The sequence below is a fragment of the Thiomonas sp. FB-Cd genome, assembly GCF_000733775.1.
Lineage (GTDB): Bacteria > Pseudomonadota > Gammaproteobacteria > Burkholderiales > Burkholderiaceae_C > Thiomonas_A.
Window position 1 is genome coordinate 91,300 of record NZ_JPOE01000005.1, and the last position, 17,231, is coordinate 108,530.

At 62.6% G+C, this 17,231-nt stretch carries 18 protein-coding genes and 1 tRNA gene; 11 read left to right on the forward strand and 8 right to left on the reverse strand.

Annotated features, from left to right (window positions below; all coding sequences use genetic code 11):
- Positions 1 to 2 precede the first annotated feature (2 nt).
- The 3 genes from CD04_RS0113990 (at position 3) to CD04_RS0114000 (ending at position 2,383) form a co-directional block, all read left to right on the forward strand.
- Positions 3 to 1,337 (forward strand): dihydroorotase, encoded by a 1,335-nt coding sequence (locus CD04_RS0113990; RefSeq protein WP_051849305.1) that lies wholly within the window; start codon positions 3 to 5, stop codon positions 1,335 to 1,337.
- The gene (locus CD04_RS0113995; RefSeq protein WP_231480643.1) at positions 1,334 to 2,134 is read left to right on the forward strand and encodes a 1-acyl-sn-glycerol-3-phosphate acyltransferase; all 801 of its coding nucleotides are present in this window, start codon (positions 1,334 to 1,336) and stop codon (positions 2,132 to 2,134) included. Before CD04_RS0113990 ends, CD04_RS0113995 begins: the two co-directional genes overlap by 4 nt.
- Before the next feature lie 174 nt (positions 2,135 to 2,308).
- Positions 2,309 to 2,383 (forward strand) — tRNA-Arg (locus tag CD04_RS0114000).
- Between the two features lie 231 nt (positions 2,384 to 2,614).
- Here the strand turns inward: CD04_RS0114000 and aroC are convergent.
- The 4 genes from aroC to mpl form a co-directional block, all read right to left on the reverse strand.
- The gene (aroC, locus tag CD04_RS0114005; RefSeq protein ID WP_031407802.1) at positions 2,615 to 3,718 is read right to left on the reverse strand and encodes a chorismate synthase; all 1,104 of its coding nucleotides are present in this window, start codon (positions 3,716 to 3,718) and stop codon (positions 2,615 to 2,617) included.
- 36 nt (positions 3,719 to 3,754) lie between these two features.
- On the reverse strand, positions 3,755 to 5,545 hold the full coding sequence (gene feoB / locus CD04_RS0114010; RefSeq protein ID WP_031407803.1) for a ferrous iron transport protein B: 1,791 nt from the start codon (positions 5,543 to 5,545) through the stop codon (positions 3,755 to 3,757).
- Positions 5,542 to 5,820 (reverse strand): FeoA family protein, encoded by a 279-nt coding sequence (locus CD04_RS0114015; RefSeq protein ID WP_051849306.1) that lies wholly within the window; start codon positions 5,818 to 5,820, stop codon positions 5,542 to 5,544. The genes feoB and CD04_RS0114015 overlap by 4 nt, the downstream gene beginning before the upstream one ends.
- A 223-nt stretch (positions 5,821 to 6,043) precedes the next feature.
- The gene (gene mpl, locus CD04_RS0114020; RefSeq protein WP_031407807.1) at positions 6,044 to 7,411 is read right to left on the reverse strand and encodes a UDP-N-acetylmuramate:L-alanyl-gamma-D-glutamyl-meso-diaminopimelate ligase; all 1,368 of its coding nucleotides are present in this window, start codon (positions 7,409 to 7,411) and stop codon (positions 6,044 to 6,046) included.
- 123 nt (positions 7,412 to 7,534) lie between these two features.
- On the opposite strand from mpl, the gene CD04_RS0114025 reads away from it, so the two are divergent.
- The 8 genes from CD04_RS0114025 to CD04_RS22735 all read left to right on the forward strand — a co-directional run bounded on the left by CD04_RS0114025 (position 7,535) and on the right by CD04_RS22735 (position 14,045).
- On the forward strand, positions 7,535 to 8,188 hold the full coding sequence (locus tag CD04_RS0114025) for a hypothetical protein (RefSeq protein WP_031407809.1): 654 nt from the start codon (positions 7,535 to 7,537) through the stop codon (positions 8,186 to 8,188).
- On the forward strand, positions 8,185 to 8,775 hold the full coding sequence (locus CD04_RS22025) for a TlpA disulfide reductase family protein (protein WP_038168412.1): 591 nt from the start codon (positions 8,185 to 8,187) through the stop codon (positions 8,773 to 8,775). The genes CD04_RS0114025 and CD04_RS22025 overlap by 4 nt, the downstream gene beginning before the upstream one ends.
- Before the next feature lie 30 nt (positions 8,776 to 8,805).
- Positions 8,806 to 9,258, forward strand: coding sequence for a type II 3-dehydroquinate dehydratase (gene aroQ, locus CD04_RS0114035; RefSeq protein WP_031407813.1), 453 nt, complete (start codon positions 8,806 to 8,808; stop codon positions 9,256 to 9,258).
- A 47-nt stretch (positions 9,259 to 9,305) separates the two neighbouring features.
- On the forward strand, positions 9,306 to 9,764 hold the full coding sequence (gene accB, locus CD04_RS0114040; protein WP_031407816.1) for an acetyl-CoA carboxylase biotin carboxyl carrier protein: 459 nt from the start codon (positions 9,306 to 9,308) through the stop codon (positions 9,762 to 9,764).
- A gap of 63 nt (positions 9,765 to 9,827) precedes the next feature.
- Complete coding sequence (accC, locus tag CD04_RS0114045) at positions 9,828 to 11,177, forward strand: acetyl-CoA carboxylase biotin carboxylase subunit (protein ID WP_031407818.1); 1,350 nt, start codon at positions 9,828 to 9,830, stop codon at positions 11,175 to 11,177.
- A gap of 66 nt (positions 11,178 to 11,243) precedes the next feature.
- Positions 11,244 to 12,152 (forward strand): 50S ribosomal protein L11 methyltransferase, encoded by a 909-nt coding sequence (gene prmA / locus CD04_RS0114050; protein ID WP_031407819.1) that lies wholly within the window; start codon positions 11,244 to 11,246, stop codon positions 12,150 to 12,152.
- A 76-nt stretch (positions 12,153 to 12,228) separates the two neighbouring features.
- Complete coding sequence (locus CD04_RS25315) at positions 12,229 to 12,516, forward strand: zinc-ribbon domain-containing protein (protein WP_031407821.1); 288 nt, start codon at positions 12,229 to 12,231, stop codon at positions 12,514 to 12,516.
- Positions 12,513 to 14,045, forward strand: a complete 1,533-nt coding sequence (locus CD04_RS22735) for a DUF3426 domain-containing protein (protein ID WP_051849307.1) — start codon at positions 12,513 to 12,515, stop codon at positions 14,043 to 14,045. The genes CD04_RS25315 and CD04_RS22735 overlap by 4 nt, the downstream gene beginning before the upstream one ends.
- Positions 14,046 to 14,066: 21 nt before the next feature.
- Here the strand turns inward: CD04_RS22735 and nagZ are convergent, their stop codons facing one another.
- Genes nagZ through recO form a run of 4 tightly spaced genes read right to left on the reverse strand, consistent with a single transcriptional unit; the run spans position 14,067 to position 17,096 of the window.
- Positions 14,067 to 15,122 (reverse strand): beta-N-acetylhexosaminidase, encoded by a 1,056-nt coding sequence (gene nagZ / locus CD04_RS0114065; protein WP_031407825.1) that lies wholly within the window; start codon positions 15,120 to 15,122, stop codon positions 14,067 to 14,069.
- Positions 15,123 to 15,172: 50 nt separating this feature from the next.
- On the reverse strand, positions 15,173 to 15,580 hold the full coding sequence (gene acpS, locus CD04_RS0114070; RefSeq protein WP_031407828.1) for a holo-ACP synthase: 408 nt from the start codon (positions 15,578 to 15,580) through the stop codon (positions 15,173 to 15,175).
- Positions 15,577 to 16,365 (reverse strand): pyridoxine 5'-phosphate synthase, encoded by a 789-nt coding sequence (locus CD04_RS0114075; protein WP_031407830.1) that lies wholly within the window; start codon positions 16,363 to 16,365, stop codon positions 15,577 to 15,579. Before CD04_RS0114075 ends, acpS begins: the two co-directional genes overlap by 4 nt.
- Entirely contained in the window at positions 16,362 to 17,096 is a 735-nt protein-coding gene (recO, locus tag CD04_RS0114080; RefSeq protein ID WP_031407832.1) for a DNA repair protein RecO, read from the reverse strand. The genes CD04_RS0114075 and recO overlap by 4 nt, the downstream gene beginning before the upstream one ends.
- Positions 17,097 to 17,231: the final 135 nt, after the last annotated feature.

Consider the following 17,231-nt stretch of genomic DNA (forward strand, 5'->3'; position numbering starts at 1 on the left):
CCATGACAGAGCCCCATTCATTCCTCGTACGCGGCGGCCTGCTGATTGATCCGGCAAGCGGCCTGCACGCACCCGGCGACGTCGCCATCGCAGGGGAGGTCATCGTCGCTGTGGGCAGCGCGCCCCAGGGCTTCGTACCTGACGTAGTCCTCGACGCCAGCGGGTGCTTGGTAATGCCCGGTCTGGTGGATCTGTGCGCCCGCTTGGGCGAGCCTGGCGGCGAGGCCGCCGGCCTGTTGGATTCGGAACTCGCCGCAGCCGCCGCAGGCGGGGTCACCCGGGTGGTGTGTCCGCCCGACACCGACCCGGTGCTTGACGAACCCAGCCTTGTGGAAATGTTGCGTTGGCGCGCGCGGCGTATCAAGCGATCGCGTGTGTACCCCCTGGGTGCCCTTACCAAAGGGCTGGGTGGTCAAGCGCTGGCCGAAATGGCCTCCTTGGTCAAGGCCAGCTGCATCGGCTTGTCGCAGGCCGACACACCGGTTGCCGACACCCAGTTGCTGCTGCGTGCGCTGCAATACGCAAGCACCTTCGGTTACAAGGTCTGGCTGCGTCCGCTCGACGCCCATTTGGGTCGAGGGGTGGCCGCAAGCGGCGCCTACGCCCAACGTTTGGGACTAGCCGGTTTGCCGGTAATGGCTGAGACCATCGCCTTGCACACGATCTTTGAGCTGGTGCGCGCCACAGGCTGCGCGGTGCACATCAGCAAGCTCTCCAGCGCAGCAGGGGTTGAACTGCTGCGACGAGCGAAGGCTGATGGCCTGCCGCTGACAGCTGATGTATCGATCCACAACCTCCTCCTCACCGACTTGGACATCGGTTGGTTTGACCCCCGCATGCGCCTAGACCCGCCGCCGCGCCAGCAGGCTGACCGCGACGCTTTGCTGCAAGGCCTCGCAGACGGGACCATCGATGCGCTGTGCTCCGATCACACCCCGGTGGGCAGCGACGACAAGATTCTGCCATTCGCCGAGGCTGCGCCGGGGGCAAGCGGCCTGGAGCTTCTTCTACCGGCGGTCTTTGAGTTCGCACACCGCAGCGGCTTGGCCTTGCCGCAAGCGCTGGCATGCGCCACCAGCCGCGCGGCAAGGGCGGCGGGGCTGGCGCCCCTTCACCTACAACCCGGGGCTGCTGCCGAGCTCATTGTGGTTGACCCGACGGGTCGCTGGACGGCCAGCCCGGAGCAGTTGCGCAGCAAGGTCAAGCACACGCCCCTGGCACAGATGACCCTCACGGGGCGCGTGCGCGCCACCATCATCGACGGGCGGATCATTTACCAGGACGGGGCTTCTCCGCACCCAGCAGGGGCCCGGTTTAGCACAGCCCAAGGCACATGATGGCGGGCGCCTTGCGTTTGCCGTGGATGCTCATGCGCATGGGAGTATTGGTGGTGCGAGGGCTCATTACCCTGCGCCGCTTTTCGCTGCGCACGCCGGCGCAGCAGCAGGATGCCATCCAGGAGTGGTCGCGGCGCCTTCTCCATGTGTGCCGGGCACAATTGGAGGTACTTGGGGAGCCGCACAAGGCGCCTTGCCTGCTGGCCGTCAACCACGTGTCGTGGCTAGACATCGTTGCCCTGAACGCTGCACACCCCACGCGGTTCGTCGCCAAAGCCGACATCAATCGCTGGATCCTGCTTGGCACATTGGCACGTGGGGCCGGAACCCTGTTCATCGAGCGCGAACGACCGCGTGACGCCATGCGTGTCATGCACGTCATGGCCCAAGCTCTACGCAATGGGCAGCTGATCAGCGTATTCCCGGAAGGCACGACGTCAGACGGCCGCGAGATCCTCCCAATGCACGCCAATCTTTTCCAAGCTGCCATAAGCAGCAAGGCGGCCGTGCAACCCGTACTCTTGCGCTATCTGGACGCGCGCACGGGGCGCTACAGTCGGGCGCCAGCCTATGTGGGCGACGAAACGCTGCTTGGCACCCTTTGGCGCATGGCCTGCGCCGGCCCGCTACGGATCAAGATTCAGTACCTGCCCATCATCTCTGGCGACGACCGCCGCGCTTTGGCAATCGCAGCGCGTGCGGCACTCCAAGCGGAACTCAGGCCTCGGAATAAGACCGAAGCCGATGCAACTGCGGCTGAGCCTGCGCCTCTACAATCGTCGGCTTCCCCGCTGTAGCGCTATGGAAGGGACAGCTGGACGCCTCGCCGGTCAATGCCGTTTGTATTGAGAGCGTGTCTGTTCCATTGCGAAAACAGCAAACCGCAAAGCGCCAGCCAATTTGCATATCGGCTTTTGTTGTTCTTGCGCAATATATGCACGATGCATTGCTAGACTTTGCGTCGCCTTTCTCTCGCCATAGTTCAATGGATAGAACGGGCCCCTCCTAAGGGTCAGATGTAGGTTCGATTCCTACTGGCGGGACCATCGCAAGAAATGCCAATGTTTCCCATTGCCCTCGCTTCCCCATTAAAGTCATTTCTTTCATGGACTTATACATGGTACAGCGGTCGGGCGAGCAAAGGTGCCGTCCAACGATGAGACTGCGCCAGGAGGCATCTGCAATGTTTTGCGCCCGACCTCAGGCCCTCCGAGCTTAGCGGACGCCTGTTTCCTCATGAGTTGATCAACAGGCTGGGCAGCTCGTCGCCCACGCGATCAAGTCGCTGCTTGCCCAGGAATGGGCTGCCTATGCAGATCGACGTCCCCGCATTGCGCGCGGTGGCGTAGCGCGTGATCCATCAGCACGATAGCCAGCAAGGCCTCGATGATTGGGACGGCGCGAAGCCCCACGCATGGATCGTGGCGACCGAAGGTTTCCACCACGGTTGGGTGGCCCTCGCGGTCGATCGAGCGGCGAGGTTGCCGGATGCTCGACGTGGGCTTGATCGCGATGGAGACGGTGATGGGTTGGCCGCTGCTGATTCCGCCCAAAACACCACCAGCATTGTTGCTGAGAAAACCCTGCGGAGTGAGTTCGTCACCATGCTCGCTACCCCTTTGTGCCACGCTGGCAAAACCGGCTCCGATTTCAACGCCCTTGACAGCATTAAGCCCCATCATGGCGTGCGCGATGTCAGCGTCGAGCTTGTCATAGAGCGGCTCACCCCACCCAGGAGGCACGCCTGTGGCTTCCACATACAATCGCGCGCCGCAAGAGTCGCCGGCCTTGCGCAACCCGTCGAGATAAACCTCGAGATCGGAGACGACTGCAGCGTTGGGGGCATAAAAGGCGTTGCGCGGGACCTCGTCCCAACTTGCAAAAGGAATGGCTACCTCCCCGACTTGCTGCATACAGCCCCGAATGCCGATGCGATGGTGCTGGTGCAACCATTTCTTCGCAACGGCGCCGGCACCCACGATCGGCGCAGTCAGGCGCGCCGACGAACGTCCGCCACCGCGAGGGTCACGCAGACCATACTTGCGCCAGTAGGTGTAGTCCGCATGCCCGGGGCGGAAGGTGTCGAGAATGTTGCCGTAGTCCTTGCTGCGCTGGTCGGTATTACGAATGAGCAGCGCAATGGGCGTACCCGTCGTTTTGCCCTCAAACACGCCAGAGACGATTTCCACTTGGTCCGCCTCCTGGCGCTGGGTCACGTGACGCGATGTCCCAGGGCGACGACGGTCCAGATCGGGCTGGATATCCGTTTCGGATAGTTCCATGCCGGGTGGGCATCCGTCAATCACACAACCAATGGCGGGGCCATGGGATTCACCAAACGTGGTGACGGCGAAGAGCAAACCAAGCGTATTTCCTGACATAGCCCGATTGTAGGCGGCCCCCGTGTGTTGGAAGGCCTACGCCAAACCCAGGAGCCGTGCCGTTTGATAGAAGGCAAGCGAGACGATCCAGGCCAATCCCAGCGACCAGCCAAGACTCAACATTGTGTAGGCGCCACTCCCCGATTCGCTGCGTAACGTGGCCACCGTGGACAGGCACGGCGTGTAGATCAAAGTAAAGAGCATGAAGCTATAGGCTGCGGCCGGGCTGATCTGCCCTGCAATCGCATGTTGCAGCGCTTCACCCTGAAGACCATAGACCACGGCCAAAGACCCAATGACGATTTCCTTCGCGACAAAGCCAAAAATCAGCGCAATGATGAGGCTCGGGGGGATGCCTAGTGGCGCGAATGCGGGATGCAACACATGCCCAACCCACCCGGCGATGGTATGAGGACTCGCAACCGGCTGCCCTGGCGGAAGATGGGTCAGCATCCACACCAGCACCACGCCAATCACAATGAACTTGGTTGCGCGATGGAGGAAATGATAAATCTCGCCCCAGGCGCGAAGCGCAATCTGGCGCAGCGTGGGCAGACGATACGGTGGCAACTCCAGCACGAAGGGTTCGTCGCTTGGGTAGCGCACCTTGAAGATCAAAGCGCTCACAAACGTCGCGGCAAAGCTTACGCCGTACAGGCTGAGCAAGACCCAGGGGGCCACGCGCGGTGAAAACAGCGCTGCGATGATGAACAGGAACACCTGAAGCCGGGCTGAGCACAGGGAAAACGGAATGATGAGCATGGTCAACAAACGCAGGCCGCGGGAGCGCATGATCCGCGTGCCCATGAGCGCCGGCACGTTGCAGCCAAACCCCATGAGAAGCATCACAAACCCGCGTCCATCCAGACCCATGCGTGACATCAGGCTGTCAGTCAGAAACGCCGCGCGGGAAAAATAACCGCTCTCCTCGATCACCGTCATGAACACGAAAAACAACATGATCACGGGCACAAAAGCCGCTACCGTGCTTATGCCGTTGTACAAACCATCCAGAAGAAGTCCGCTCAGCCACCCCGGGGCCCAACCCAGCAGAGGTTGCAGCGCGTAACTGCGCACCTGCCCGAACGCCCAGCCCAAACCACCCTGAAGCGGAGCACCAAGCGTAAACACGGCGTTGAACACCAGCGCCATCAACAGCAGAAACAGCAGTGGGCCAAAACATGGATGCATTGCCCAGCGATCCAGCCGCTGGGCCCATGTGTCGGGAAGACGGGCGGGCATGCGCACGGCGGCACCGAGTGCGGTGCGTGTACCCTTGTCGACATCGTGCCGCGCGGCCAGTCCTGCCTGGGCTTGCACCAGCGGCACCGGTGTGGTTGCGTCCAATGTCCGCGCAAGCCGTTGCAAGGCTTCAGCGTAGCCACGCCCGTACTTGGCGCTCAGCGCTGCCACCGGCATACCGATTGCTGCCTGCAGTCGGTCCAGGTCGATGCCCACTCCGTAGCGCTCGGCCTCGTCCGCCATATTGAGCAACACGAAGCAAGGAAAACCGCTCTCCCGCACCTGCAGCGCTAGCGGCAACTGCCGGTCAATCTGCGTTGCATTAAGCACGATCGCAACCAGATCAACGCTCTGGGTCTGCAGGAAGCGCTGAACCACGTGCTCATCTTCCGTTAATCCCTGCAGGTCGTAGATCCCCGGAAGATCCACGACCTGCACCATGTGCCGGCCCAGCGGAATGCGTGCTGAAGCGAGCTCGACGGTCAGGCCAGGCCAGTTGCCTACCCGGGCGGATGCGCCGGTCAGGCGGTTGAAGATCGTGGATTTGCCTGTGTTCGGCATCCCCACCAAGGCAAGGCGCTTCATGCCTGTGTTGGGTGGATGGAAGACACGGCCACGCCCGATCCCAGCGCCTGGAGCCTGCGCACTTCCACATGTCGCGCATCGCCACGACGCAGAAATAGTTCTGTGGTGCCAATGCGCACATGAATGGGACCACCCAGATGCGCCCGTCGCACGACACACAGAATGTTGCCTTCACGCAGCCCCAGGGCAGCGAGGCGGTGCAACAGGGCCCCATGCGCGCGCACTTGCGTGACAACCGCGTAGTGTCCTGGATCAATCGAGTCGAGCGAATGCATGATGGTTCGTCTTACGGAGCCGGCAGCATTCCCGCACAGAGTCAAGCCAAGCGGGAGCGCGTGCAAATGAAAACTTGGTTACGGCGAAGGATGAATGAATCGCAATGAAATGCGAATCATTCTTATTTTATCCCATTAGCAACGGGATGTATCCGCCATGTCCCGAAAACGCACCCAGTTTGCGAAAAATCTGATCCGCACGCACGTCCCAGCCTCAAGGGCCTCAGGAGACGTTCGGCGCACTCTGGCGTTGCTGGAGCGCCAGCAGCAACTTGGCGTGGATGCCGCCAAAGCTCCCGTTACTCATGACGAGCACATGGTCGCCGCTGCGCGCTTGGGCGAGCACATCGGCCACCAGAGCATCCAGGTCAGCATGCACGTGGGCGCGCTCGCCCAACGGCCCCAAGGCTTCGACAAGATCCCACTCCAGGCCGCCACTGTAGCCAAAGCTGAGTTCCGCATCATCCAATGCCTCGGGCAGGCGACTCTTGATCGTACCCAGCTTCATGGTGTTCGAGCGTGGCTCGAACACCGCAAGGATGCGTCCCTGCCCTCGTGTGGCACGGCGCAACCCGGCAATCGTCGTCGCAATGGCCGTTGGATGGTGGGCAAAGTCGTCATAAACCGTCACACCAGCGGCAACCCCTCGCCATTCCATGCGGCGCCTGACCCCATGGAAAGCCGACAACGCGTCGCAAGCATCCGCTGCTGGCACGCCAGCGTGCCTTGCCGCGGCGATCGCAGCCAAAGCGTTGGCCCGATTGTGGGCGCCCATCATGCGCCAATCCACGGCACCTTGGTGCGTGCCCTGCCAGAACACTTCGAACTGCTGGTCACTGCCCTGCGCCATCCATCCCTCAGGTGCCGCGAAAAGCTCGGTCTCGCTCCAGCACCCGCGCGCCAGCACCCGCTGCAGCGCTGCATTCTCGGCTTGGACAACCAACCGCCCACTGCGCGGCACCGTGCGCACCAGGTGATGAAACTGCAATTCGATTGCGGCAAGATCGGGAAAAATGTCCGCATGGTCGTACTCGAGGTTGTTGAGCACGGCCGTGCGCGGACGGTAATGGACGAACTTCGAGCGTTTGTCAAAAAACGCGGTATCGTATTCGTCGGCTTCGATGACGAAGAATGGCGCCTCGCCAAGCCGCGCGGACTTGTCGAAGTCTGCCGGCACGCCCCCCACAAGAAAACCCGGCTGCAGGCCCGCGCAATCCAGGATCCAAGCCAACATGGATGTTGTGGTCGTCTTGCCATGGGTGCCTGCCACTGCCAGAGTCCAGCGCCCGCGAAGCACATGGTCGGCAAGCCATTGGGGGCCGCTCGTGTAGGGCAAGCCAGCATCCAGGATCGCCTCCACCAGTGGATTGCCACGCGAGATCGCGTTTCCGATCACCCAGAGATCGGGCCGCAACGCCAGCTGGTCCGCGCCATACCCTTCGATGAGGCGGATCCCCAGTCGCTCGAGTTGGTCGCTCATGGGCGGGTACACGTGGCTATCGCAGCCCGTCACTTGGTGTCCACCCGCTTGGGCCAGCGCGGCGATGCCCCCCATGAAAGTGCCGCAAATGCCGAGTATGTGAATATGCATGGGCGCATTGTAGAAAGCCTGCCTCGCGCTCCGATCAGAATTCGATCCTGCAGTAGCGAGCCACCGCCCGGCCGCATACCCACCAGGCGCGTGGCCTCAGATCCGGCGGGTACACTGTCTTGCATGGATGCTTTACGGGACGAACTCGCCGCGGTGGCGGCCCGACTGATCGTGGAAGACGGGCTGGACTACGCGAATGCCAAGCGCAAGGCCACGCGCCAAGTTCTTGGACCCGGCGCCCGCGTGGAAGTGCAACCGGACAATGCAGACATACAGGATCAGGTCAAGCTGTACCTCGCACTGTTTCACGGCGACGATCACCCGCGCCTATTGTGGAATCTGCGACGAGCCGCGTTGAGCCTCATGGAGGAATTTGCCGAATTCAGGCCGCATCTCGCGGGTGCTGTATGGAACGGAACAGCGACTGCTCATTCTGGCTTGCATGTCCTTTTGTTCGCGGACGACAGCAAAGCGGTGGAGATCCACTGCATCAACCGGGACATCGCATACAGAGCCGGTGAGGCCGCGCACTATGCAGGTAGGCAACCGGTGGAGCGGCTGGAGTTCGAGTGGCCTCTGCCGGGCCCCCCGGTCCGGGGACGTCCGCCGACTGTGGCTGCTGCGCTCAGCCTGTACCCGCTGAAAGACGAGCGGGGCGTGCTTCTGCGCAATCCTCGCTCCTCCGGCAAGCAGGCCGAGCGGGGAAATTTGCAAGCGGTACGAGCCTTGGTGCAAGCCGGTCCTGCGCACCCCTCCAATCCTGACATTGAACGATGAAATCTTCAACATCCTGGGCGATTGCCCTGCTGGCAGCGGCCGTTGGCGCCGCAGGTGGTTACTGGTATGGCCTGCGTACACAGTCCAACGCGTACGCCGAACGGGCGATGGCTCGAGCCGCCGCCCTCGCATCGACAAACGCTCCCGGGAACACCCCGGCACCCGGCAACACGAATGGGCTGTTCAGTGCCACCCTCGATGACCTTCGAGGGCAGTCGATCAAGCTGGCAAACTACCAAGGCAAGACATTGATTGTCAATTTCTGGGCCAGTTGGTGCCCGCCGTGCATCGCAGAAATGCCCGATCTTTCCCGTTTTTATACTGATCATGGCAGCAACCGCATCCAAATGCTCGGCATCGCGATCGATAATCCAACTGCGGTACGCAACTTCCTCAAGGACCATCCAGTCAGCTATCCTGTGCTTCTCGGCGGCATGAATGGTGCGGATCTCAGTACGGAGCTGGGTGACGCTCAAGGTGGCTTGCCCTTCACGGTGGTCATTGACGAGCAAGGGCGCGTCGTGTATCAGCACCTTGGTCAGACGTCCTACGATGCACTGCAGACGATCGTGTCTGGAAATCCCTGAAGTCGTCCCCTGCGCCATTTACAACCATCTATGCACCCTCCCAGCGTTCTGATCCTCCATGGTCCCAACCTGAACTTGCTTGGCACGCGCGAGCCGGGGATTTACGGCCTCACGACACTGGCCGACATTGATCGAGGTCTGAGCGAGCTGGGCTCGGAGCTTGGGGTCAAGGTGCAGGCCTTCCAAAGCAACCACGAGGGCGCCCTGATCGACCGCATCCATACCGCGCGCGAAGATGGAACACGCTTCGTGATCATCAATCCTGCCGGGTTCACCCATACCAGCGTTGCCCTTCGCGACGCGCTCGCCGCTCTCGACCGGCCGTTTGTCGAGGTTCACCTTTCGAACGTGCATCGCCGCGAGGCGTTTCGCCAGCACTCCTATTTTTCCGATCTTGCCGAAGCCGTCATCACAGGGTGCGGGGCGGCTGGCTATGGGTTTGCGCTGCGTTTCGCAGCCGAAAGATTGTCGGCAAAAGCTTGAATTTGGTAGTATTTCAACCCCAATTCGCCACAGATCACATCGATATCATGGACTTGCGCAAACTGAAAACGCTCGTTGACCTGGTCTCGGAATCCAATATTTCCGAGCTTGAGATTACCGAAGCGGAAGGCAAAGTCCGCATCGTCAAAACGCCACCCGCACCGCTCCAGCCGGCCCCGGTGCAATACGTCACGGCCCCGATGCCTGCACCGCAGACCGCGCCTTCTGGATCCGGCGCAGAGCCTGCCGCTGCACCAGTTGCAGCGCCCAGCGCGAAGGTGATCAAGTCTCCGATGGTTGGCACGTTCTACCGTGCATCGTCCCCAGGGGCGCAGCCGTTCGTCGAAGTGGGAGATTCCGTCAAGCAGGGGCAACCGGTGTGCATCGTCGAGGCCATGAAGATCCTCAATGAAATCGAGTCAGACATTGACGGTGTCGTGAAAGAAATACTGGCCGAAAACGGCCAGCCTGTCGAGTATGGCCAGCCGCTTTTTGTCCTGGAATGACAACTGCGTTTCGTCCTGCACGCTGTCCCTTCTGCATGGCCGTATACCCCTACCCCATCACCCATGTTCAAAAAAATCCTGATCGCCAATCGCGGTGAAATTGCGCTGCGCATTCAGCGTGCCTGCCGCGAGTTGGGTATCAAGACCGTGATGGTCTACTCCGAGGCCGACCGCGACGCGAAATACGTCAAGCTCGCCGACGAAGCGGTATGCATTGGCCCGCCGCCTTCGGCGCAAAGCTATCTGAATATGCCGGCAATCATCTCGGCTGCGGAAGTCACCGATGCCGAGGCCATCCACCCTGGATATGGCTTCTTGTCGGAGAACGCGGATTTCGCCGAGCGAGTCGAGCAGTCGGGCTTCACGTTTATCGGGCCGCGTCCGGACTCCATTCGCCTGATGGGCGACAAGGTGTCAGCCAAGCAGACCATGATTAAGGCGGGTGTGCCCTGCGTGCCCGGTTCAGACGGCGAATTACCTGACGATCCACGGGAAATCACCCGCATGGCTCGCGCTATCGCCTACCCGGTGATCATCAAGGCGGCCGGCGGCGGCGGTGGGCGTGGCATGCGGGTCGTACATACCGAAGCAGCGTTGCTCAACGCTGTGGCCACGACCAAGGCTGAGGCGCAGGCTGCGTTCGGCAATGGCGCCGTGTATATGGAGAAATTCCTCACCAATCCACGCCACATCGAGATCCAGGTGCTTGCCGATGAGCACGGCAACGCCGTGTGGCTGGGCGAGCGCGACTGCTCCATGCAGCGGCGCCATCAGAAGATTCTGGAAGAGGCTCCAGCGCCGGGCATCCCCCGGCGACTGATCGAGCGCATTGGGGCGCGCTGCGCCGATGCGTGCCGCAAGATTGGTTACCGGGGTGCCGGCACCTTCGAGTTTCTCTATGAGAACGGGGAGTTTTATTTCATCGAAATGAATACCCGCGTGCAGGTGGAGCACCCGGTGACGGAACTCACGGCAGGCGTAGACATCGTCGTTCAGCAGATTCTTGTGGCGGCGGGCGAAAAGCTCACGCTTCGCCAGCGCTCCATTGGCTGCAATGGCCATGCCATCGAATGCCGCATCAACGCCGAAGATCCGGTGAAATTTGTTCCCAGCCCCGGGCGTATCACCACCTGGCACGTGCCGGGTGGCCCAGGCGTGCGGGTCGATTCGCATGTCTACACCGGCTATTTTGTGCCACCGAACTACGATTCGATGATTGCCAAAATCATTGTCCACGGTGCCACGCGCGAGCAAGCGTTGGCGCGTATGCGCACAGCCCTGTCTGAAATGGTCGTGGACGGCATTGCAACCAACATCCCGCTGCACCGCGAGTTGCTGGTGGACGCGCGATTCATGGAAGGTGGCACCAATATTCACTATCTTGAAGAGTACATGGCGGCCCGCCAGGGCTGAGACCCGGCCTGTCGCGTCCGCCGCTCGCACTCAAGCCCGCCACAATCTGGCCCCTTGCGCCGCTCTATGGCATACCGTGAAGTCACAATTCCCGCAGACGATGACCTCGCCGAATCCCTATCGGATGCGTTGCTCGAGCAGCATGCTCTGAGCGTCGGGGTCGAAGATCGGGAAGCTGGCACTGCAGACGAGCAGGCCTTGTTCGGCGAGCCCGGTATGCCTGCGCCCCGCTCTGCCTGGCAGCACAATCTGGTGCGCGCGCTTTTCGACACGGAAGCACAGGCCGACGCGGCGCTGCTCACCTTGCTGAGTGCCGGACTGCTGCGTGACTTGTCCGGTGTGCACCAAATCGATGTTCCCGAGCAGGACTGGGTTCGCCTGACTCAGTCGCAGTTCACACCTGTATGTATTGAAGATCGGCTGTGGATCGCGCCGAGCTGGCATGCGGCACCTGCGGATGCGCCGCTGGTCATTCAGCTCGATCCAGGTCTGGCATTTGGCACCGGCACCCATCCCACGACCCAGCTCTGCCTGAGCTGGCTCGTGAAACATGCGCCGCTTGACGGTCTGACGGTGCTGGACTACGGGTGCGGCTCCGGCATCCTGGCCATCGCCGCTGCGCGTCTCGGCGCGCAGGCGGCGACTGCCGTCGACATCGATCCCGTCGCGGTCGATGCAACGCTGGCCAACGCACAGGCCAATGCTGTGCAATTGGAGCGCTGCTGCCACGTGGACGCACTGCCTGCCGAGCGTTTCGACCTGGTACTGGCCAACATCCTGGCTGCGCCGCTCAGACTGCTGGCGCCAATGCTGGCCGACCGCGCCAAGCCCGGGGGCAGGCTCGTCCTGTCCGGCATTCTGAGTCGCCAGGCTGATGAGCTGATCGCCGTCTATGCGCCCTTTGCGCGCCTGCAGATCTACGGCGAGCAGGATGGGTGGGTCTGCCTTGCAGGCATGGCACATGAGCACGACTGAGCAGTACCACCCGAGTGTGAACACTTAGGGCCGGTTTGGCCTGCTGTTGGTCGGCCGCTTCTTATACTGTCCAGTCATGTCCCTTGCCACACGCTGCCCCCACTGCAACACCGCCTTCCGGCTGGTGCGCGACCAGTTGCTGCTCAGCCAAGGCTGGGTTCGCTGTGGGCGCTGCGGTGAGGCCTTCAATGCGGCCGAACAGCAGTTCACGTTTGATCCGGCGCCCGGCGGCGTCGATCCGACTTCCCGAGTTTCCGCTGTCCCCGCGGAGAGCTCGACGCTGCTGGGCCATGTGCCCGATGACGCGAACGACAACAGCAAGCCCCCCCATCGTCCGCTGATCCGGCGCCCCCCCCTGGCTTGACGTCGGCCAACGCCGCTGCGGGGCCGCCGCGCGTGCTCGGCGCAGTGCCATCGATCACCGCTTCACCCTGGCAGGTCGGGGCGTTCGCCTATGCACCCTTCGCGCCCAAGCCCCCTGCGGTGCCTCCGCCTCCGCCCGTCCCTGCATCGCATGATGCGAAGGACGAGCCAATCGAAGCGCAGGCCACCGGGGCAAGCGGGTCAATTGCGGCCGCAGACCGCGGATTGAGGCCTCTTGCGGCCGAAGACGATCGTGACTGGCTGTTGGAGGCGCTTGCCAGCGAAGCGACCGCTTTGGGGTTGACGTTGGAGGCTGACATTGCAAAGGCTCCGGTGGCCAACGCCGATGCCGCCATTCAACTCGGCAGGACCGTACACGACCAAGAGGCGCAGGCTTCGCCGTCTTCAAGTCCTTCCGCGGCGGAGTTGCTGCGCGCGCATACCGCCACCGAGGATGATCTCGCCACATTTTCAGCCGAGGCTGAAGCGGCCTTGCGCAGCGCAAGCCCCACGCCGGCGCCGGCAACCGTGGATGGTGGCATGGGCGCATCATCGCCCCAGAGCCCCATGGAAGATGCCCTGGTGGAGCTTCCTTCGCCTCCTGTCAGCGCAAGACCGCGCATCGAGTCAAACACGGAGCCCGGCGAACATCACCTGAACGCCATGCATCCGCACAGCCTGCCCTTGGATATTGGGCATGTGGAAAGCCGATCTTCAAGCAGTTTTGACATTGCGCCAGATCAGGAACTGGATGAAGAGTCGCGCTTTGACCTCGGCGCCGCGCTCCATTACGAATTCGAACCCGAGCTCGAACCAACGTTCGATGCCGACGCGAAAGACAGCCCGCGTGCTGCGCCCGCAGGTAGCGACCCGGCACTGGCACCGGCCCAGGGCGCCCCGGTACCACGTGCAGAGGAAGGCGGGCATGCGCCTTCGGCCTCTCCGGCGTCGGTGCTGGATGTGGCCCCAGCCGTCCCCCTGCTCGAACCCCAGTTCTTGCGCCAGGCGCGCGCCAGGGAACGATGGCAACGCCCCGCCATCCGCGCCTTGCTTGCGGTGCTATCCCTACTGCTTGTCGCGGCCGGCGCCACGCAGGCGGCGTGGACATGGAGGGACGCCATCGCCGCTCGCTGGCCTCAGACGCAGCCGGCCCTGGCCCGGCTCTGTGCGATAAGCGGCTGCACACTTGCGGCGCCGCGCCGGCCGCAGGCTCTCGTCATCGACACGTCTTCCATGGCACCTGACGCGCAAGGCGTCCTCAAGCTGACGGCTTCGCTGCGCAACCGCAGCGCCGAGCCCGTCGCCTATCCCGCACTGGAACTCACGCTGACTGACACCCAGGACCGGATCGTCGCGCGCAAAGTTGTTGAGCCTGGGGACTATCTTCGGCCACTCCCTGGCAATGCAGATGCTGCTCGCCAGCATATCCTGCATGGATTGGCTGGCGGCGCCGAGCTGAGCATCCAACTCAATCTGCACCTCAGCAAGGACCAGGCCAGCGGCTACACGCTGTATGCCTTCTACCCCTGATCGCGGCGGGCCTGGGACAAGTCAAACCCGCGCCAGATCATCCAGAGCGCCCGTGTAGGCAGATGTGCGTACGAGGACATCCCAAGGCAACGGCGGGCGGGTGGCCAGCAAGGCCAACCGGCGTTGGGCACTGTCCGGGTCCGGGTGCCAAACCCCCGAGATGACTGCCTGTTCCAGCCCATGCAACACGGCATCGATTGCCGCACCCTTGTCAACCACGCTTTGGTTGCACAGCATGACCAGGTCGCACCCGGCTTGGAGCGCCATCAGGGCTGCAGACGTATCGTTCCGGGCCTGCGCGCGTGCGCCCTGCATGCTGAGGTCATCGCTGATAATGGCACCGGTGAAGCCCAGCCGGCACCTGAGGATGTCCTGCAGCCATCGGGCGCTAAACCCAGCCGGAAGATCGTCCACCTTCGGGTAGACCACATGCGCGGGCATTACCGCCTGCAATCCATGGCGCAGCCAGCCGTAGGGGGCCGCGTCGTGTCGCAAGATGGTTCGCAGCCCGCGGGTATCGCGCGGGGTGTCCACATGCGAATCCGCCCCAGCCCAGCCGTGGCCTGGAAAATGCTTGGCGCAATGTGCAAGGCCCGCACGCTGCATGCCGCCGATCAGACTTTGCGCCAGCAAGCTGGTTACGCGCGCGTCCGCGTGCAGGGCACGGGTGGCCATCACGCCTGAGCGCCCCCAATCCAAATCGAGCACCGGGGCAAAGCTCAGATCCACGCCACAGGCACGCAACTCGGCACCCATGACATAACCGCAGGCCGCCGCGCTCTGCACGGCTCCCATGGGATCTCGCATCCACAGCCGGCCAAGCGCCGCCATAGCCGGCAATGGCGTGAAGCCCCCCTCGCGGAAGCGCTGCACGCGCCCACCCTCGTGATCCACGCTCACCAGCAAGTCAGGCCGCACCGACTTGATGGCGGCAACGAGTGCGACCAGCTGCTCGCGCGAGGCCCAGTTGCGGGTGAACAAAATCACGCCGCCAACCTGTGAATTCTTTAGGCGACGCCGGTCCAGCGAGGAAAGCGTAGTACCGGCGACATCGATGATCAGGGGGGCGTGAAGCATGGTGTGCAATGGGTAGATGGCCAGAACGGCAGGTCAGCGTTGGAGTTCGCTCAACCGCGATCGCAAGTCTCGGCCACCACAAATGCGGTTGCCGAGATTGTCTCGTCAGATACGGAGACGTGAAAGCGCAGCCTCCGCTCGGCGCACCAAGCAGCCAGCTCGCCTTGAAGAACGATGATGGGCGATCCCTTCGGACCGTTGAGAATTTGGCAGGCGCGCCAAGTCATCGGCATGTGGATACCCAATCCGATGGCCTTGGAAAAGGCTTCCTTGGCCGCAAAGCGCGTGGCAAGGTAGCGTTCGCCACGTGCGGGGGCCCGCGCCTGGCGCGTCGCGAAGACTTCCAGTTCCTGATCCCCCAAGATGCGCTCGGCAAAGCGCTCGCCATGCCGCTGCCAAGCGCGGCGGATGCGATTGACATCGCAAATGTCTGTGCCAATGCCGTAAATCCCGCTCATCGAGACGGAACAGGGGGCTGCGCTGCTCGGGCTCGAGCAATCACGGCCTTGAAGTCACGTACCGAGCGCTCCATTCCCACAGCCAAGGCATGGCCGACCAGGGCATGACCGATGTGCAACTCCTGCACCCATGGTTGCGCGGCAATCGAAGGGGTGCTGGCCAGCGTCAATCCGTGGCCGGCGTTGGTCTGCAGGCCGAGCGATTGTGCCAGCGCGATGCCTTCGTGGATGCGCGTCAGCTCGGACTGGATTTTTGCCGTATCGCCCGCTTCGTAGGCGTTAGCGTACGCACCGGTATGCAGCTCCACACAGGGAGCTCCAGCTTGCGCTGCAGCCTCCATTTGCTGCCGGTTTGCCTCGATGAACAACGAGACGCGGCAGCCGATGGCAGCAAGCGTGGCACAAGCATCCCGCACGCGCGCAAACTGACCCGCCACATCCAGCCCACCCTCGGTGGTGATCTCTAGCCGTCGCTCGGGTACGAGACAGACATACTGCGGCCGTACCTGCGCAATGATGCCGAGCATCTCCTGCGTCACGGCGGATTCAAAATTCAACGGCACCGCGATCTCGGCCTTCATTCGCTGCACGTCGGCGTCACGGATATGGCGCCGATCTTCGCGCAGGTGAAAAGTGATGATGTCAGCCCCGCCGTCCACTGCCATCTGCGCCAAGCGCACGGGGTCCGGAAAGTTGCCACCGCGCGCATTGCGCAGCGTGGCCACATGATCGATATTCACCCCCAGCAAGGGCCCGGGCACGGTGTTGGAGACAAGGGGGTTCATAGCTTGTGCAGGTCAATCAACAACTGGCGCGTACGCAGGGGTTGTGTACCAAGATGATAGTGAAGCAGCTCGCGCATCAGGCTTTTGGCTGCGCGAGCCGCGCCGGGTTGACCCCAGTCGCCAGCCTCAATGGCCAAGAGCTGTGCTCCCGGGTAGATGCCAACCTGCCCATGGGCCTGGCCTGGAACCAGGGGCAACACACCGAGCTGCGGATCCACCGCATAGAGGGCTTCGCCCTGCACGCGCTCTTCCGATTGACTCTCGCGATCCAGCGGCGGCAGATGGCCAAGTTCGCGCAAAAGAGTGATCTCGAAGCGCCGCAGCAGTGGCTCCACCCCTGCCGTTAGCGCATGCGCATCCGCCCCCAATTGGGCCACCGCCTGGTGATACGCATCGAAGAGTGCCTCGTGTGCGTCTTCCTTTGCCAATAGGCGCACCAGCAACTCGTTGAAGTAAAAGCCGCAGAGAAGTGACAGACCTGTCAGCGGTGGTACACCTCCGCTCCACTCGGCACGCGTGAGTGTGCGTACCTCGCCTCGCCCGCTCCAGCTGGCTGCAAAAGGCTGAAACCCCAGAAGCACGGTGCGCAGTTGCGAGGTAGGCCGCTTGGCACCCTTGGCGACCAACGCCAAGCGCCCGTGGTGACGGCTGAATACATCAAGGACGAGGCTCGTTTCCTTCCAGGGATGTGCGTGCAACACATAGGTCGGCTCATCATGCGCGCGTTCAATGCGTCCTGCGACGCGTCGCCTGCGCGCAGCCGGACTGGATGGTTCAGCATGCCCGCCCGGCGCCTCCGTCGGCGAGGGTGTCAAACCCGGTATCTCCATTGGATGAAGCGTGATCCGGACTTTTCGGGAAATCGG

Coding starts and splice junctions, on each gene's coding strand:
- aroC (WP_031407802.1), bottom strand. CDS start 3,718: ATGTCAGGAAATACGCTTGGTTTGCTCTTCGCCGTCACCACGTTTGGT.
- CD04_RS0113990 (WP_051849305.1), top strand. CDS start 3: ATGACAGAGCCCCATTCATTCCTCGTACGCGGCGGCCTGCTGATTGAT.
- prmA (WP_031407819.1), top strand. CDS start 11,244: ATGGCATACCGTGAAGTCACAATTCCCGCAGACGATGACCTCGCCGAA.
- feoB (WP_031407803.1), bottom strand. CDS start 5,545: ATGAAGCGCCTTGCCTTGGTGGGGATGCCGAACACAGGCAAATCCACG.
- CD04_RS0114015 (WP_051849306.1), bottom strand. CDS start 5,820: ATGCATTCGCTCGACTCGATTGATCCAGGACACTACGCGGTTGTCACG.
- CD04_RS22025 (WP_038168412.1), top strand. CDS start 8,185: ATGAAATCTTCAACATCCTGGGCGATTGCCCTGCTGGCAGCGGCCGTT.
- nagZ (WP_031407825.1), bottom strand. CDS start 15,122: ATGCTTCACGCCCCCCTGATCATCGATGTCGCCGGTACTACGCTTTCC.
- CD04_RS0113995 (WP_231480643.1), top strand. CDS start 1,334: ATGATGGCGGGCGCCTTGCGTTTGCCGTGGATGCTCATGCGCATGGGA.
- accB (WP_031407816.1), top strand. CDS start 9,306: ATGGACTTGCGCAAACTGAAAACGCTCGTTGACCTGGTCTCGGAATCC.
- acpS (WP_031407828.1), bottom strand. CDS start 15,580: ATGAGCGGGATTTACGGCATTGGCACAGACATTTGCGATGTCAATCGC.
- CD04_RS25315 (WP_031407821.1), top strand. CDS start 12,229: ATGTCCCTTGCCACACGCTGCCCCCACTGCAACACCGCCTTCCGGCTG.
- CD04_RS0114025 (WP_031407809.1), top strand. CDS start 7,535: ATGGATGCTTTACGGGACGAACTCGCCGCGGTGGCGGCCCGACTGATC.
- aroQ (WP_031407813.1), top strand. CDS start 8,806: ATGCACCCTCCCAGCGTTCTGATCCTCCATGGTCCCAACCTGAACTTG.
- CD04_RS0114075 (WP_031407830.1), bottom strand. CDS start 16,365: ATGAACCCCCTTGTCTCCAACACCGTGCCCGGGCCCTTGCTGGGGGTG.
- accC (WP_031407818.1), top strand. CDS start 9,828: ATGTTCAAAAAAATCCTGATCGCCAATCGCGGTGAAATTGCGCTGCGC.
- mpl (WP_031407807.1), bottom strand. CDS start 7,411: ATGCATATTCACATACTCGGCATTTGCGGCACTTTCATGGGGGGCATC.